13 protein-coding genes and 1 tRNA gene are annotated in these 17920 nt (G+C 52.7%); 1 reads left to right on the forward strand and 13 read right to left on the reverse strand.

Annotated elements, in window-relative coordinates:
- Positions 1–165 precede the first annotated feature (165 nt).
- The 10 genes from rpoC to AB8881_03045 form a co-directional block, all read right to left on the reverse strand.
- On the reverse strand, positions 166–4356 hold the full coding sequence (gene rpoC / locus AB8881_03000; GenBank protein XDZ63867.1) for a DNA-directed RNA polymerase subunit beta': 4191 nt from the start codon (positions 4354–4356) through the stop codon (positions 166–168).
- A gap of 96 nt (positions 4357–4452) precedes the next feature.
- On the reverse strand, positions 4453–8631 hold the full coding sequence (gene rpoB, locus AB8881_03005) for a DNA-directed RNA polymerase subunit beta (GenBank protein ID XDZ63868.1): 4179 nt from the start codon (positions 8629–8631) through the stop codon (positions 4453–4455).
- 179 nt (positions 8632–8810) lie between these two features.
- Complete coding sequence (rplL, locus tag AB8881_03010; protein XDZ63869.1) at positions 8811–9188, reverse strand: 50S ribosomal protein L7/L12; 378 nt, start codon at positions 9186–9188, stop codon at positions 8811–8813.
- 39 nt (positions 9189–9227) lie between these two features.
- Positions 9228–9749: a 50S ribosomal protein L10 gene (gene rplJ / locus AB8881_03015; protein ID XDZ63870.1), complete on the reverse strand. Its 522-nt coding sequence runs from the start codon at positions 9747–9749 to the stop codon at positions 9228–9230.
- A gap of 277 nt (positions 9750–10026) precedes the next feature.
- A complete protein-coding gene (gene rplA, locus AB8881_03020) occupies positions 10027–10719 on the reverse strand; it encodes a 50S ribosomal protein L1 (GenBank protein ID XDZ63871.1) in 693 nt (230 codons plus the stop codon).
- A gap of 4 nt (positions 10720–10723) precedes the next feature.
- Positions 10724–11155, reverse strand: coding sequence for a 50S ribosomal protein L11 (gene rplK / locus AB8881_03025; GenBank protein ID XDZ63872.1), 432 nt, complete (start codon positions 11153–11155; stop codon positions 10724–10726).
- 86 nt (positions 11156–11241) lie between these two features.
- Complete coding sequence (gene nusG / locus AB8881_03030; protein ID XDZ63873.1) at positions 11242–11772, reverse strand: transcription termination/antitermination protein NusG; 531 nt, start codon at positions 11770–11772, stop codon at positions 11242–11244.
- Between the two features lie 57 nt (positions 11773–11829).
- Complete coding sequence (gene secE / locus AB8881_03035) at positions 11830–12027, reverse strand: preprotein translocase subunit SecE (GenBank protein XDZ63874.1); 198 nt, start codon at positions 12025–12027, stop codon at positions 11830–11832.
- A gap of 190 nt (positions 12028–12217) precedes the next feature.
- Positions 12218–13423: an MFS transporter gene (locus AB8881_03040; protein XDZ63875.1), complete on the reverse strand. Its 1206-nt coding sequence runs from the start codon at positions 13421–13423 to the stop codon at positions 12218–12220.
- A 190-nt stretch (positions 13424–13613) separates the two neighbouring features.
- Complete coding sequence (locus AB8881_03045; protein ID XDZ63876.1) at positions 13614–14258, reverse strand: glutathione S-transferase family protein; 645 nt, start codon at positions 14256–14258, stop codon at positions 13614–13616.
- A gap of 316 nt (positions 14259–14574) precedes the next feature.
- Between AB8881_03045 and AB8881_03050 the strand changes: the two genes are divergently transcribed.
- On the forward strand, positions 14575–15423 hold the full coding sequence (locus AB8881_03050) for an NAD(P)-dependent oxidoreductase (GenBank protein ID XDZ63877.1): 849 nt from the start codon (positions 14575–14577) through the stop codon (positions 15421–15423).
- Between the two features lie 70 nt (positions 15424–15493).
- On the opposite strand, the gene AB8881_03055 is transcribed toward AB8881_03050, so the two are convergent.
- The 3 genes from AB8881_03055 to tuf all read right to left on the reverse strand — a co-directional run bounded on the left by AB8881_03055 (position 15494) and on the right by tuf (position 17844).
- Entirely contained in the window at positions 15494–16180 is a 687-nt protein-coding gene (locus AB8881_03055) for a hypothetical protein (GenBank protein ID XDZ63878.1), read from the reverse strand.
- A gap of 341 nt (positions 16181–16521) precedes the next feature.
- A tRNA-Trp gene (locus AB8881_03060) sits at positions 16522–16597 on the reverse strand.
- Positions 16598–16653: 56 nt separating this feature from the next.
- Positions 16654–17844: an elongation factor Tu gene (tuf, locus tag AB8881_03065; GenBank protein XDZ63879.1), complete on the reverse strand. Its 1191-nt coding sequence runs from the start codon at positions 17842–17844 to the stop codon at positions 16654–16656.
- Between the last annotated feature and the right edge of the window lie 76 nt (positions 17845–17920).

Below are 17920 nucleotides of genomic sequence, written 5' to 3' on the forward strand. Positions count from 1 at the left end.
GGAACGACCACTGCGAAACGCTGGGTGATCCACCACCTAAGTCCAAAAGGTTGCCGGATACTATTTTTTGCAGGCCGAGCGGTCAAGCGGTTTTTACGCCTTCGCCTCGGTTATCCGCATTTTTTTTAATTCACCACCAGATTCATCGGATCTGGCGGCGATTTCTTATATATTTGCGTCAACTTCGGCAGTTTCAGCCTCAGATTCGACCACTTCAAGCTTTGGAGCCGCGGCTGCGCGCTGCGCCATGATGGATTTATCGCGGTCAGCCGCGATCCGGCGGAGGCGATTCATCACTGAACCAGTTCCTGCGGGAATCAGCCGCCCTACGATCACGTTCTCCTTCAGACCATCAAGCGTGTCTTCCTTGCCGCTTACCGCAGCTTCGGTCAGAACGCGTGTTGTCTCTTGGAATGACGCAGCCGAGATAAAGCTATTGGTCTGCAATGACGCCTTGGTGATGCCAAGCAGAACAGGATGCGCTGTTGCTGGCCGCAGACCCTCAGCCTCAAGGGCAGTATTGGCGCGGGCAAACTCTTCACGGTCTACCTGCTCACCAACAAGGAAGGTGCTATCAGCCGCATCTTCAACCTCGACCTTTTGCAACATCTGGCGGACAATCACTTCAATATGCTTGTCGTTGATCTTAACACCCTGCAACCGGTAGACGTCCTGAATTTCCTTCACCAGATATTCAGCCAGCGCCTCGACCCCAAGAATGCTGAGAATGTCATGTGGCACAGGGCTACCATCAAGCAGCAGATCTCCTTTACGAACGACATCACCCTCATTGACCGCAAGCGGGCGACCCTTTGGCAGCAGATATTCAACCGCATCAAGATCACCATCCAGCGGAACAACGCGGATACGACGCTTGGCCTTATAGTCATTGCCAAACTCAACCCGGCCTTCACCTTCAGAGATCACCGCAAAATCCTTTGGACGGCGCGCTTCGAACAATTCTGCAACCCGCGGCAAACCACCCGTAATATCGCGTGTCTTTGACGACTCGCGCGGGATACGTGCCAATACATCGCCGGCCTGCACCTTGGCACCATTCTCAACCGAGAGAATCGAACCAGCTGAGAGGAAGTAACGTGCCTCAAGCCCGTTTGCCAATGTCAGCACTTCGCCTTTTTCATTACGCAAGGTAATACGAGGGCGAAGGTTTGATCCACCGGCAGCCTGTTTCCAGTCAACCACCTCACGGCTTGAAATACCGGTTGCATCATCGGTGACTTCACGAACTGAAATGCCTTCGGTCAAATCAACGAAATTAGCAACACCGTTCATTTCCGTGATGATCGGCAATGTGTAAGGGTCCCATTCGATCAGAATGGCACCAGCAGCAACGTTCTGCCCATCTTCGACAAGCAGCTTACCGCCATAAGGCAGGCGGAAACGCGAGCGCTCGCGCTCTTGCTCGTCAAGGATCAGCAATTCTGTGTTACGGCTCATAACAATCCGGCTGCCTGTTTTATCAGTCACCAGTGATGCATCTTCCAGCTTTACCACACCGCCAATGTTGGCTTCGATATTTGACTGTTCCGCACCACGCTGCGCCGCGCCACCAACGTGGAATGTCCGCATGGTCAACTGCGTTCCAGGCTCACCGATTGACTGGGCTGCGATAACACCAACCGCCTCGCCGATATTAACATCGGTTCCACGGGCAAGGTCACGGCCATAGCAATTGCCGCAAATGCCCTTTTCAGCTTCGCAAAGCAGCGCTGACCGGATCAACGCTTGATCAACGCCTGACGCCTCGATCGCCGCGCCATGTTCCTCGGTCACCATCTGACCCGCCGGAACCAGAACATCACCAGTTTTCAGATCAATCAGATCTTCGGCCAGAACACGGCCCAGAATACGATCAAACAACGGGTCGACAACGTCACTGCCGTTCATAACGGGACGGATGGTCAGGCCCTTGTTGGTGCCGCAATCAACCTCGTGAACGATACAATCCTGTGCCACGTCAACAAGACGGCGTGTCAGATAGCCCGAGTTCGCTGTCTTCAACGCGGTATCGGCAAGACCTTTACGCGCACCATGTGTCGAGTTGAAATATTCCAGAACATTCAAGCCCTCTTTAAAGGACGAAATGATCGGTGTTTCGATGATTTCACCCGAAGGCTTGGCCATCAGGCCGCGCATACCGGCAAGCTGTTTGATCTGAGCAGCTGAACCACGTGCACCGGAATGTGCCATCATCCAGACTGAGTTGATCGGCTCGCCGTCCTTTGTGGTGGAAATACCCTTCATCATCTCATCGGCAACAAGGTCCGAACAACGTGACCAGACATCGACCACTTTATTGTATTTCTCACCTTGAGTGATCAGACCATCAAGATACTGCTGCTCAAAGGTTTTCACCTCTGACTCGGCTTCAGAAACATATTTTTCCTTGAGTTCCGGTGTTGTCAGATCAGCGATACCGAATGAAATACCAGCATCACAAGCCTGACCGAAACCAAGCCCCATCAAACGGTCACAGAAAATCACCGTGTCCTTCTGTCCGCAATGACGATAAACATGGTCAATCACGTCGCTGACCTCTTTTTTGGTCATCAACTTGTTCACCAGCTCAAACGAACAGGCTGGGTTATCCGGCAACAGATCAGCAAGCTGTGCACGACCCGGGGTTGTTTCGATCACTTTTAGAACACGCGTGCCATCGACACTGTCACGGGTCGGTACCCGCGCTTTCACCTTGGCGTGAAGGCTGACCGAACCATTCCCAAGCGCCAGCAAGATTTCCTGAACGTTTGAGAACATCATGCCCTCGCCCCGCTCATTGTCGCGTTCCATCGACATGTAATAGAGGCCAAGGATAATATCTTGTGACGGCACGATAATCGGCTTGCCATTGGCCGGGCTGAGGATGTTGTTTGTTGACATCATCAAGACGCGGGCTTCAAGCTGTGCCTCCAGCGAAAGCGGCACGTGAACCGCCATCTGGTCACCATCAAAATCGGCGTTAAACGCTGTACAGACCAGCGGATGCAGCTGAATGGCTTTGCCTTCGACCAACACGGGTTCAAACGCCTGAATACCAAGACGGTGCAGCGTTGGCGCACGGTTCAGCATAACCGGATGTTCACGGATTACTTCTTCAAGAATATCCCAAACCTCTGGGCGTTCCTTTTCGACCATGCGCTTGGCCATCTTGACAGTGCTGGCCAATGAATAGAGTTCCAGCTTTGAATAGATGAACGGCTTGAACAGTTCGAGCGCCATTTTCTTTGGCAGGCCGCACTGATGCAGTTTCAGCTCTGGGCCAACCACGATAACCGAACGACCAGAATAATCGACGCGTTTACCAAGCAGGTTTTGCCGGAACCGGCCCTGCTTGCCCTTTAACATATCAGACAGTGATTTCAGCGGACGCTTGTTCACACCGCTAATCACGCGGCCACGACGGCCATTGTCAAACAGCGCATCAACCGATTCCTGCAACATACGCTTTTCGTTACGCACAATGATATCAGGCGCACGCAATTCGATCAGGCGCTTTAGACGGTTATTCCGGTTGATAACACGGCGATAAAGATCGTTCAGATCAGAGGTCGCAAAACGGCCACCATCAAGCGGCACCAGCGGGCGCAGCTCGGGCGGAATCACCGGAACAACATCCATGATCATCCATTCTGGACGGCAGCCAGACTCGCGGAACGAGTCGATCAGCTTTAGCCGCTTGACCAGCTTTTTCCGCTTGGCTTCTGAACCGGTTTCCGCCAGTTCGGTGCGGATCTTTACGCGCTCATCATCTAGATTCAGATCTTCAAGAATTTTCTTGATCGCTTCGGCACCAATGCTGGCTTCGAATGCATCATCGCCATTTTCGTCCTGTGCGTCGTAAAACTCTTCTTCTGACAAAAGCTGGCCTTTGACCAATGAGGTCATGCCCGGCTCGATCACCACAAAATTTTCAAAATAGAGGACGCGCTCAAGATCCTTTAGCGTCATATCGACAAGCAAGCCAATACGACTTGGCAATGATTTTAGGAACCAGATATGCGCCACTGGCGCGGCCAGTTCAATATGGCCCATACGCTCACGCCGTACTTTTGACAGGGTGACTTCAACACCGCATTTCTCGCAGATAATACCGCGATACTTCATCCGCTTATATTTACCGCACAGACATTCGTAATCACGCACCGGGCCAAAAATGCGGGCGCAGAACAAACCGTCTTTTTCCGGCTTGAAGGTACGATAATTGATGGTTTCGGGCTTTTTGATCTCGCCAAATGACCATGAGCGGATGCGCTCAGGCGCAGCGATTGAGATTCTGATCTTGTCAAAGCTTTGTGGGCCTTGGGACTGCCCGAAAGGGTTCATCAAATCATTCATCTATTTATCTCCCCAACATTAGTTGGTGTCGTGTGAGTCAATTGGGTTTGGGTCAGCCAGACCAGCCTTTTCTGAAAAGGCTGGTCATAAGCCGGTTTAATATTCGGCCTCGTGGAGATCGACATTCAGGCCAAGTGAGCGCAGCTCTTTGACAAGAACGTTGAAGGATTCCGGAATGCCGGACTCAAAATCATCATCGCCGCGGACAATCGCTTCATAAACCTTGGTACGGCCTGAAACATCGTCCGATTTCACCGTGAGCATTTCCTGTAAGGTGTAGGCCGCGCCATAGGCCTCCAATGCCCAGACTTCCATCTCACCAAAGCGCTGACCACCGAATTGCGCCTTACCACCAAGCGGCTGCTGGGTGACAAGCGAATAGGGGCCAATCGAGCGGGCATGAATCTTGTCATCAACAAGGTGATGCAGCTTCAGCATATAGATGTAGCCAACGGTTACCTGACGATCAAAGACCTCGCCAGTACGGCCATCGGTTAACCATTCCTGCCCGGTTTTGCTAAGCCCAGCCTTTTCCAGCAGCGAAATGACATCGGCCTCGCGCGCACCATCAAAGACAGGGGTTCCCATTGGGACGCCGCGTGCCAGAATACCGGCCTGCTCGATGATCTGATCATCATCCATCACCGCCAGCTCAGAGCTATATTGCTCGTTACTATAGATATCAGCCAGCATCGTGCGGATTGGCTTGGTGTCGAGATTGGCGCGTGCAGCCTCGGCGGCGGCGCCGATCTGTTTACCAAGGCCGCGAGCAGCCCAGCCAAGATGCGTTTCGAGAATCTGACCGACGTTCATCCGCGACGGCACCCCAAGCGGGTTCAGCACGATATCAACAGGTGTACCATCATCCAGATACGGCATGTCTTCCATTGGCACGATGCGGGAAATCACCCCTTTGTTGCCATGACGGCCAGCCATTTTATCACCGGGCTGAAGCTTACGCTTGATCGCCACAAAGACTTTTACCATCTTCATCACGCCCGGCAGCAATTCATCGCCGCCCTGCAGCTTGTCTACCTTGTCGGTAAAGCGTGCCTGCAATGCAGCAACAGCTGAGTCAAAGTTGGCAACCTGCGCCTCGACCAGTTTTTGGACATCATCATCCTTAACGGCGATCTGCTGCCATTGCGACTTTGGCAATTCATCAAGAATTTCCTGCGTCAGCACGGTGCCGGCTTTCATGCCCTTTGGCCCGCTGGCAACGGTTTGCCCATCAAGCAATTCACTCATCCGGCCATGGAAACCACGCTCCAAAATAGCGCGCTCGTCATCGCGGTCCTTGCCAAGACGGTCAATCTCCGCCCGGTCAATCGCCAATGCCCGCTCGTCCTTTTCAACGCCGCGGCGCGAGAACACCCGCACCTCGACAATTGTGCCAGACCCACCCGGTGGCAGCTTGAGTGATGTGTCACGAACATCCGACGCCTTTTCACCAAAGATCGCCCGAAGCAACTTTTCTTCAGGTGTCATTGGTGACTCGCCCTTTGGCGTAACCTTGCCAACAAGAATATCACCCGGCCCGACCTCGGCACCAACATAGACGATGCCAGCCTCATCAAGATTTTTCAGAGCCTCTTCACCGACGTTCGGGATATCGCGCGTGATTTCTTCTTGTCCAAGTTTGGTATCGCGCGCCATGACCTCATATTCCTCGATATGGATCGAGGTGAAAACATCATCGCGGACAATACGCTCAGAAATCAGGATTGAATCCTCAAAATTGTAACCATTCCAAGGCATGAACGCGACCAGCACGTTCCGGCCCAAAGCCAATTCACCATCCTCGGTAGACGGGCCATCGGCAATAATATCACCGCGGCGAACCGTATCACCAACCTTCACGAGCGGACGCTGATTGACAGTTGTGTTCTGGTTTGAGCGCTGGAATTTCAACAGGCTGTATATATCAACAGGCGATACGTTGCCTTCGGTATCTTCACTGGCGCGAACCACGATACGGGTTGCATCAACCTGATCGATAACACCGGCACGATGCGCAACGATTGTAACACCAGAATCCCGCGCCACACGCGCTTCCATACCCGTGCCGACGATCGGTGCTTCGGCGCGCAAAAGCGGCACTGCCTGACGCTGCATGTTCGATCCCATAAGGGCGCGGTTCGCATCATCATTCTCTAGGAACGGGATCAATGCCGCCGCAACTGAAACTAGCTGCTTTGGCGATACATCCATCAGTTCAATATCGGTTGGCCGGGCAAGGCCAATATCACCTGAACGGCGAACCGGGATCAATTCGCCAACAAATTTATTGTCGCCATCCAGTTCGGCATTCGCCTGCGCAATTGTGTAGCGGCCCTCTTCCATCGCTGAAATATACCGCACCTCAGCCGTCACCTGACCGTCAACAACCTTGCGATAAGGTGTTTCGATAAAGCCATAGCGGTTGATCTTGGCAAAGGTTGCCAACGAGTTGATCAGACCAATATTTGGCCCTTCAGGTGTTTCAATCGGGCAGATACGGCCATAATGGGTTGGGTGAACATCGCGCACCTCAAAGCCCGCACGCTCGCGGGTCAGACCGCCCGGCCCAAGGGCCGAAACGCGGCGTTTATGGGTAATTTCAGACAATGGGTTTGTCTGGTCCATAAACTGTGACAATTGTGATGAGCCAAAGAATTCACGAACCGCAGCGGCGGCTGGCTTGGCATTAATCAGATCGGCAGGCATAACCGTGTCGATTTCAACTGATCCCATACGCTCACGAATGGCACGCTCCATGCGAAGCAAGCCAATCCGGTACTGGTTTTCCATCAATTCACCAACCGAACGCACACGGCGGTTGCCAAGATGGTCAATATCGTCAATGTCGCCCTGACCGTCTTTCAGACCGACCAGAACCTTCAGAATTGCCATGACGTCCTGTTTGCGCAGGATGCGGAGATTGTCCTCGGTTTCAAGATCGAGGCGCGAATTCATTTTTACCCGACCGACTGACGACAAATCATACCGATCAGAGTTAAAGAACAAGCTCTGGAACAGGCCATGCGAGCTTTCCAATGTTGGCGGCTCGCCCGGGCGCATGACACGGTAGATATCAACCAGCGCCTCTTCACGGCAGGTGTTACGATCAGCCGCCAGCGTGTTGCGCAGATGCGGGCCAAAATTAACATTGTCAATGAACAGAGTGCTGATTTCCTTGGTGCCATTGGCATCCAGCTTGGCAAGCAAATCCTCGGTGATTTCATCACCAGCCTCGGCAAAGACCTCGCCAGTTGTCATATTGACAACATCTTCAGCAGCAAACCGGCCCAGCAAATCTGAATCACCAACAAGAACCGACTTCACCCCGGCTTCGGCCAGCTTGTTCAGCGACCGCGGGGTCATTTTGGTACCAGCGCTAGCAATGACCTTTTTGGTTTTCGCATCGACCAGATCACGGATCAGCTTGCTGCCTTTCAACGCATCGACATCAAAATCATAGGCCCAGCCATCGCCCCGACGGCGATAATTCACTGACTTGTAAAAATTGCCCAGAATTTCTTCACGGCTCATGCCAACGATCCGGCTTGGATCAACGGCTTCACCGCTTTCCTCACAGCTTGCCATATAGGCAGCCGAATCTTCATCAGGCAGTGCCATCATAAAGGTTGTTGCCGGCAGCTTGCGCTTGCGGTCGATCCGTACGTTCAAGATATCTTTGGCGTCAAATTCGAAATCCAGCCACGAGCCGCGGTAAGGAATTACCCGTGCAGCAAACAGCAATTTGCCAGAAGCATGCGTCTTGCCGCGATCATGGTCGAAAAACACCCCCGGTGACCGATGCATTTGCGATACGATTACGCGCTCGGTGCCGTTCACGATGAAGGTACCATTCGATGTCATCAACGGCATATCGCCCATATAGACATCCTGTTCCTTGATATCGCGGATTGAACGCGATCCGGTATCTTCATTTTCTTCCCAAACAACCAGACGAAGTGTGACGCGCAGCGGCGACGCAAAGGTCAAACCGCGCTGCTGGCATTCTTCGACGTCATATTTTGGGGTTTCAAGGTCATAGGAAACAAATTCCAGAATTGACCGACCGGCGAAATCCTCAATTGGAAATACCGATTTGAAGGTTTCCTGCAAACCCAGATCAGCCCGCTCGTGTGCGGCCACATCCATCTGCAAGAAAGTATCATAGCTTGAGCGCTGAACATCAATAAGGTTGGGCATTGGGGTCACTTCTTCAAGTTGACCGAAAGTGCGGCGTACCCGTTTGCGGCTGTCCAGAGTGCTTACATGCGATACCATCAGTGATCCCTCGTCATAACTCAAGCCGCCAGTGGCAAAATCTACAAGCCATAGGCGCTTTTTCAAGTGGGTTTCGGACCGGTTAAAAACCGCCGATTATTAAACGACCTTGCACCGGACAGCCGAAACCGCCCGGTGCAAATATTTTAGACAGCTAAAAAACCAGCTGTACTGCCAAGTTATTTAACTTCGACAGTTGCGCCAGCTTCTTCAAGCTTTGCTTTGATCTGGTCGGCTTCGTCCTTAGACACGCCTTCCTTAACAGCCTTTGGTGCGCCTTCAACCAAATCTTTGGCTTCTTTCAGACCAAGGCCGGTGATGCTGCGTACTTCTTTAATGACGTTGATCTTTGACGAACCTGCGGACGCCAGAACAACATCAAATTCAGTCTTTTCTTCGGCTGCGCCGCCGGCGTCACCACCAGCAGGCATTGCAACAGCCATAGGAGCAGCAGCGGCAGAAACGCCCCACTTCTCTTCTAGCATGGTTGCCAATTCAGCAGCTTCAAGAACTGTTAGGTTAGAGAGGTCTTCTGCGATTTTTGCGATATCAGCCATTATATACTCCATTAAGGCTTGAACTTCTGATTTTGGGCATTATGCCCCTTGCTGCAATTGGTCTTCGCGTGCCTTGATTACACGAGCGAGTTTGCCGGCCGGAGCCTGAGTAACCCGTGCAATTTTGGCTGCCGGAGCTTGGATAAGCCCGACAAGCTTGCCACGCAATTCGTCAAGAGAAGGCAATTTGGCCAATGCTTCAACGCCAGCTTTGTCGAGAATTTTCCCGTCCATGCTGCCGCCAACAATGGTCAGCTTTGTATTTCCCTTGGCAAAATCAACGAGGGTCTTGGCGGCTGCGACTGGGTCTTGCGACATACCAACGGCTGTTGGTCCAGTAAACAGGCTGTCAAGATCTTCGAAGCGCGTGCCCTTTAGCGCTAGCTTGGCAATCCGATTTTTGGTTACCTTGAAGCCAGCATCGGCGTCCCGCATTTTTTTGCGCAGGTCACCGCTTTCCGCAACGGTCATACCAACCTGATGCGCCACAACAATTGTTGATGACTCATTAAAGGCTGATTGCAGCGTTTCGATCAGTTCGGCTTTTTCTGTTCTATTCACCGATCGTCTCCGCTCTCGATTGGGCAGTGTGGGTCACCCACTGTCTGCCTAGTTGCAAAATGAACCGACGGTCACCGCCAGTCCGCTGGCCTGCCCATAAGAAGTTCAAGCGAAATTCTTCGCCCTTGCTCCCCGTCTATTACGGGTTATTAAGTCCTGCCGATGGCAGCACCCCCGTAGTCTTGGACAGGTGCGGGGCATTTGTGTGTAACCACATCTGCCCCTGGTCTCCAACCCAGCCAATGGCATGAGCTGAAGAATTCTTATTACCCCAGCCTTATTGGCCGGCTGCTTCCTCAACGAACACACCTGCGCCCATTGTTGATGAAATGGTGATCTTTTTTACATACTGGCCTTTGGCACCAGATGGACGTGCTTTGCGAACCGCATCAATAAATGCTGATGCGTTCTCGACAATTTTTGCCTCGTCAAAGCTGGCCTTACCGATACCGGCATGAACAACACCAGCTTTTTCAGCGCGGTACTGCACTTCACCAGCCTTGGCAGCGGCGACCGCGGCTGCAACATCGGCAGTCACTGTGCCCAATTTCGGGTTTGGCATCAGGCCGCGTGGGCCAAGAACCTTACCAAGACGACCCACAACACCCATCATGTCAGGTGTCGCAATCACCCGGTCAAAGCCTGACTCGCCGTTCTGGATTGCTTCGGCCAGATCTTCGGCACCAACAAGATCGGCACCAGCGGCTTTTGCCTCATCCGCCTTGGCGTCTTTTGCAAAGACGGCAACCCGCATGGTCTTGCCAGTGCCATTTGGCATGGCAACAACGCCGCGAACCATCTGGTCTGCATGGCGTGGATCAACCCCAAGATTCATCGAAATTTCGATGGTCTCGTCAAATTTTGCCTTGGCATTGCCCTTTACCAGCGCAACAGCTTCGGCAAGTTCATACGCCTTGTTCCGGTCAATCGCCGCGTAGGCTGCTTTCAAATTCTTGCTATTTCTTGCCATCTTCTTAGCCCTCCACGACTTCGAGGCCCATGGCACGGGCAGAGCCGATCACCATTTGCATTGCGCCTTCAACGTCAACAGCATTCATATCGCCCATCTTCTGATCGGCAATTTCGCGCACCTGCGCCATTGTTACCTTGCCGGCAACCGAACGGCCCGGCTCTTTTGATCCACCCTTCAGACCGGCAGCCTTTTTCAAGAAATAGCTCACTGGCGCAGTTTTGGTGACAAATGAGAATGACTTGTCCTGATAGACAGTGATGACAACCGGCACTGGCATATTCTTTTCCAGCGAATCTGTTGCCGCGTTGAACGCCTTACAGAATTCCATGATGTTTACACCGCGCTGGCCCAATGCTGGGCCAACTGGTGGCGACGGATTGGCCGCGCCTGCCGGAATATTCAGCTTGATGTAACCTTGGATCTTCTTTGCCATCTTAATGCTTCCTTGACATAGGTACCGCCTGCCATCGACAGGCGCGATGTTCATTTGCCGCCCACCGAGTGCGGCACTTTAAAAATCTATATTTTTTCGACCTGACTATATTCCAGCTCAACCGGCGTTGACCGGCCAAAGATAGAGACCGCCACTTTCAAGCGCGCCTTATCATCATCGGCCTCTTCGACATAGCCGTTAAATGATGCAAACGGCCCGTCAGCCACCCGCACCTGCTCGCCGATATCAAAGGTGATGGTTGTCCGTGGACGCTCAACCCCTTCGCTGACTTGCTTGATAAGCCGCTCGGCTTCCTTGTCAGTAATTGGGATCGGGCGACCCTTGCCACCAAGAAAACCGGTAACCCGCGGCTGGCTTGTCACCATCTGCCACGCTTCATCGCTTAGTTCTAATTTCACCAGAATGTAGCCGGGGAAAAATTTACGCTCACCCTCAACGCGGACACCGCGCTTGACCTCGACCACGTTTTCGGTCGGAACCATGACGTCTTCGATCTGATCTTCCAATCCATGCGTAGCTGCTTGCTCACGGATAGACTGCGCGACCTTTTTCTCAGATCCTGAGAAGACATGAAGGACATACCAGCGCTTGGCCATTACCATTCTTTCCCGATGCGATTCGCCAAGGCGAAACGACAAAAAACCACTTCGCTCTTAGCCACCAAGGCCAAGAACAAACTGGACACCATTCGACAACACCCAATCAACCAACAGAAAAAACAGCGCGGCAATTGTTGTCATTATAAACACAGTTAGTGTGGCCGTGCCCGTCTCACGCTTAGTAGCCCAGGAAATCCGGTTGATTTCCTGACGGACCTGCCTAACAAATTGTGCGGGCGACACTTTAGCCATCGATATCTGCCAATTCAAGTTCAAATTTAGTCAAGGCAAAGCAATCAGCACCCGACGGTTTTCGTGGGTTTTCTATCAGGCTAATGGCCAGCGCCCTCGCAAAAAGGGTCTGGCTATTTATACCGTGAAAGGCTGGTCGCACATCCTTGGATAGCGGCTTCTATCAAAACCACCGCAGGAAGGCAACCATTTATCGCGCGTCCGGCGCCATAAAAGATGACAATGCCGCGCATAACGACATGATCAAGAGGCCGGTTGCGGTCACGACAAATTGATTAGCACCACCAAGCGCGATAATCACGCTGCCTGCAACGGCGCCAAACAGCATCTGCATCGCGCCTAAAATACCAGCCCCCGCCCCACTATTTTTGCCCGCTGCCTGCATGCTGCAAATCATCGAATTGGCAATGACCAAACCATTACAACAGCCAAAGCAGAAGCATAAAAAAGACAACAGCAACGGCGTCATAACCCCGCCAAGCGCCACTAACAGCATCGTCAACGGCACCAGAACCGTCAGCAGGCTGCCTAAAAACGCCATGCGGACAACGCCAACAGAACCAACCAGCTGGCGATTGGCAAAATTCCCGAAAACATAGCCAACCGAGGTCATCGCAAAGAACAGTCCATATTCCAGCGGGCCAACACCCATACGGTCGAATTCATAGGGCATCGCACCGCCCATGGCGAAAAACATCCCAACCGCCAGACCACCGGTTAACCCGTGAAACATCACCCCCGGCGTGCGAAGTAACTGCAAATAGGCTGTAATCGCCGATATCGGAGCGGTTGGGGCGGGGTCACGCTGGTGCGATTCGTCAATGAACAGATATGACGTGACGGTGATCAAAAGCGCGCCCATGACCATGATGCCAATGCTGCCGCGCCATCCGATAAATTCGGCAATCACCCCACCAAAAGCAAAACTTAATGCAGGAACAATAGCCTGCGCGCTGCTGACGATTGATAATTTACGCGCCGCCTCGGCCCCCTTGTAGACATCATTTACGATGACCCGTCCCATGGTCATACAGGCTGCCGCCCCAACCCCTTGCAAAATACGGAACCAAATCAACATATCGATATCGCCAGAAAACAGCGCACCAAAGCCGCCAACGGCAAAGATGACCGCGCCGCCGACAAGAACGCGTTTCCGGCCGAACCGGTCAGATAGTGATCCACTAATTAACTGGCTGATGGCAACCGACAGCATAAAGGCACTAAGCACCAGCTGTGCCTGATTGGCCGAGGCGTCAAGATCATCGCGAAGACCGGTGATAACCGGCGATAATATGGACAGACCAAGATTGGCGCTAGACGCGGCCAAAATCAGCACCCCAATGGGCGGCATCCTTACGGGCAGTGCCTTGACGGCAGGCGGGGCAGATTTTGACATGAGAACTCCACAGAAAATGGCATCCGATGCATCCGGTGCGCCCGGTGTAACGAAAAAACCCAAAAAATCCGGCCAAACATGACGCTCCCGAAATAGGACGCCAACCCAACCTTTGGAACTTCTTAACGGCAATTTCAAGATCACATTGGCCGCCGTTACGTCAAACCATATACCGGCACCTCATCACCGGTCACGCCCGCAATTCGTCATAAGATACGATGATATTGTTTTGATAGGCTGGCCGGCGACACAGCAACTCGTAATAGCGCCGTAGATGCGGCAAATCACGCCGCACCACATCAATATCGTAATAGCGGTAGAGGCAATAGCCAAAGGCGATATCAGCAAGGGTAAACGCATCACTGGCAAGATAGGTGCTGGTGGCAAGCCTAGCATCAGCCATCGCCAGAATATCTTCGAGGGTGACCAGCGCCGCCCGAACCGCATCATGATCAACCTTATCAGCTGGCGTGCGCACCAATTTCCAGAATGCCGTCATGATAAAGGCGTGACCAAAATTCCATTTCGCCCATTCGGCCCATTTATCGACCTGCGCCCGCGCCGCCGCCGCCGATGGCCAGAAACTTTCATCACCATATCGGCCAGCAAGATAGCGCAGGATCACCGCCGACTCAAAAATTGGCGGCGCATCGCCATCAATCAATACCGGCACACGGCCATTCGGGTTCATCGCCCGAAATTCGTCAGTATCGACCACCCCATAGATAAAACCGGCGTCGAGGCGTTGATATGGCAGGCGCATCTCGTCAAGCGCCCATAACACCAATTGGACATTGACCGAGGATTTACGCCCCCAAACGGTGATTTCACTCATCAAAAACCTCTCTTGGACGGGCATCTTTACGCATTGTCATACGCATTCTCATATGATCGTCTCGCTTGGCCGGCTGTTTCCGATTTTGAACGGCGACGAGCACATCTTGGCAAGCGGTGCATCTTGGCGGCAGGCGCCGGAAAGATCAAGCCTAACTGGCGTTCGTAATTTGCGCAGATGGCAGCATGTAAAGCTGCAAAACAGCGTTTACCAGCGATATCAAAATAGGCTAGCGTGCTATATCAATTATTTTTCATAAAAACCATCACCTGCTCAAACGGACTGGCTGGGCGATCCGAAAAAGGAACTGTAAAACATGAAATCAATTGGGTTTGTTGGATTGGGCGCGATGGGATCGGTTATGGCGCCTTTGCCTGTTCAGGCAGGGTTTAGCGTAACCGGATTTGATCCGGCGGCGCGGCTTGACGATGACACTGGCGTCATCATGGCGAACCAGCTCGTTGATCTTGCTGGCTGCGATGCAATCGTCTTAATGCTTCCCGACGGCAACGTTGTTACCAAAGTTGCGACCAGTCTGGCTGATGCTGGCTTTTCCGGCTTGATCATTGATATGTCGTCCAGCCAACCCGAAGGCACCATCGCCCTTGGCAAGCAGCTAGCCGACCGCGGCATTCGCCTGATTGACGCGCCGGTATCAGGCGGGCGCAAGAAAGCTGCGCTTGGCACATTAATGGTGATGGCTGGCGGCGATGCTGGCGATCTGGAAACGGCTGGCAAGCTGCTTGCTTGTTTCGGTGAGGTCGCCCATGTCGGGCCATTGGCCGCTGGTCATGCAATGAAGGCGCTAAACAACTATGTTTCAGCCGCCGGATTACTGGCCAGCATGCAGGCACTCGCAACCGCACAATCATTTGGCATCGCGCCAGAAACATTTACCAAGGTGATTAACGGATCGACCGGCCGCAACAATACCACCGAGGTCAAGCTTGAGCCATTTATCATTTCACGCCGATACGATTCCGGCTTTTTCCTGCGTTTGATGGCGAAAGATGTCGGTATTGCCAGCGAATTGATCAAAAATGCCGGATTTGATGCACCAATAACGACAGCATTAAATGAGTATCTAGCGGTTGCTGTTGACCAGCTCGGCCATGACGCCGATCACACCGGCCTCTATGAAATGGTCAATCCGGCCACATCATAACCCTGTTTTGCGCCGCCGCTTGATAGGCTGTCTAAAGATTATTTTGGCGAATGAATATTTTAGCAGGGCGCTAACGATACGCGCCCATCGCCTGCAACGCCTTCTCGCCATATTCCATTAATTCGTACTTTAGCGATAAAGCTCCCATTTTTGCGGTCACCGCATCGACCGTTTTAGGTAACGGTGGGATGGGCATAAAAAACCCTGTGGCGAGGCCTCGTGAACCGTTTTTGGGCGCGCCAATCATCCCAAGTAAATGGTCGATATGCTGGTTTATCTCGGTCTCGATATGCCGTGTATCACCCGCAAGGCTTTGCACCGCCAACGCGTTTGCAGTGCCCATCATGGCAAGTTCGGCGCGCAGTTCGTCAAGGTAACGCGGCACATCATCGCGCGAAAATGGGACGCCGGTTTTACGTTCAATCAATTCCATACCGGCAAATTCAAGCCGAAGTTTACGGATAAAATAACGCTGACGGGGCTTCTGCCGCGTTAGGGTCTTTCGCGCATTTTCTGACGCGTTGAAATTGGTATCGCCGCCGTCGTCGCGTCCCGAATCATTGGCAGCATCATTGGCCGCATCACTTTGGCTATCATTGGCAGCATCATTGGCCGCATCACTTTGGCTATCATTGGCAGCATCACGGCTACGCGCCGAAGCGCTGTCATCATCAGCACTCACCGACGCCGATGATGCGTCACTGCTAACACCCGGATATTGGGCTGTCGCCGGCGACAAACCGAGCGCAAAAATCACGCAACTCATCCCAATTAAGCAACGCCATTGGCAACGCCGCAGCCAGCACTGGCAAAAACCAGGATCAGCTTGACTGTTTCTTTTGGGCGCGCGCATCTGTCGGTTATCCTTTACGCCAGCGTTAAATGCGGCTGGCCTGAACATTGTCTGGCTAAGCAGGCTTAACGTCAGAACCAGTCCCATGTTTAGGACAAACCTGTGGCCGTTGGCGATAAATCACGCCTCGCATCAAAGAACTGGCAACGAAAACCATGTCAGAAAAGGCATCTGGCGACAAACAAAAACCCCCCTCAACCGCTTCGGGCTGAGAGGGGCTTTACTGTATGCACTACAGCTTTATCTGGCAGGAGTGGAGGGGCTCGAACCCCCAGCCCCCGGTTTTGGAGACCGGTGCTCTACCAATTGAGCTACACTCCTAAATGATCAGTGCCTGATAATAAGACACATAAATCACCGTTCGTCGATAGGCGGCCTTACTTAATGACCGTAGCAACGACGCCGGCACCAACGGTGCGGCCACCTTCACGGATCGCAAAGCGCAGACCTTCATCCATCGCAATTGGTGCGATCAATGTCACGGTCATTGCAATGTTATCGCCAGGCATAACCATCTCGGTGCCTTCCGGCAATACCACTGATCCGGTTACGTCTGTTGTCCGGAAATAGAACTGTGGGCGATAGTTCGAGAAGAATGGTGTATGACGACCACCCTCATCCTTGGTCAAAACATAGGCCTCACACTTGAACTCGGTATGCGGTGCGATTGAACCCGGCTTACACAATACCTGACCGCGCTCAACCTCTTCACGCTTGGTACCACGAAGCAGAACACCAACGTTATCGCCAGCTTCACCCTGATCCAACAGCTTGCGGAACATCTCAACACCGGTGCAGGTTGTCTTTTGTGTGTCTTTCAGACCAACAATCTCGATCTCTTCACCAACATTCACGATACCGCGCTCAATACGGCCAGTCACAACTGTACCACGACCCGAAATCGAGAACACATCCTCAATCGGCATCAAGAATGGCTGATCCTTCGGACGCTCTGGCTGGGGAATATAGCCATCAACCGCATCCATCAGCGCCTTGATCGCTTCACGACCAATGGTCTCGTTGCTGTCTTCCAATGCTGCCAATGCTGAACCACGAACAATCGGAATATCATCGCCAGGGAAGTCATATGATGACAACAGCTCACGAATTTCCATCTCAACCAGCTCAAGCAACTCTTCGTCGTCAACCTGATCAACCTTGTTCATGAATACGCACAAAGCAGGCACACCAACCTGACGCGCCAACAAAATATGCTCGCGGGTTTGTGGCATCGGGCCATCAGCCGCTGATACAACCAAAATCGCGCCATCCATCTGCGCCGCACCAGTGATCATGTTCTTCACATAATCGGCGTGGCCCGGACAATCAACGTGGGCGTAGTGACGGTTGGCTGTCTCATACTCAACATGCGCTGTTGAAATCGTGATGCCGCGCGCACGCTCTTCTGGCGCCTTGTCAATCTGGTCATATGCTGAAAACTCAGCGCCACCAGACTCAGCCAAAATCTTTGTGATCGCTGCGGTCAATGAGGTCTTGCCGTGGTCAACATGGCCAATCGTGCCAATGTTACAATGCGGCTTGGAACGGTCAAACTTTGCCTTGGACATCTTGTTTCGCCCTTTATCTCGCTTTAGTGGGCCGACGCTATGCTAACGTCTTCCAGCCCCATGTGATTTCAACTTT

This window comes from Alphaproteobacteria bacterium LSUCC0396 (assembly GCA_041228345.1).
Lineage (GTDB): Bacteria > Pseudomonadota > Alphaproteobacteria > Puniceispirillales > Puniceispirillaceae > UBA3439.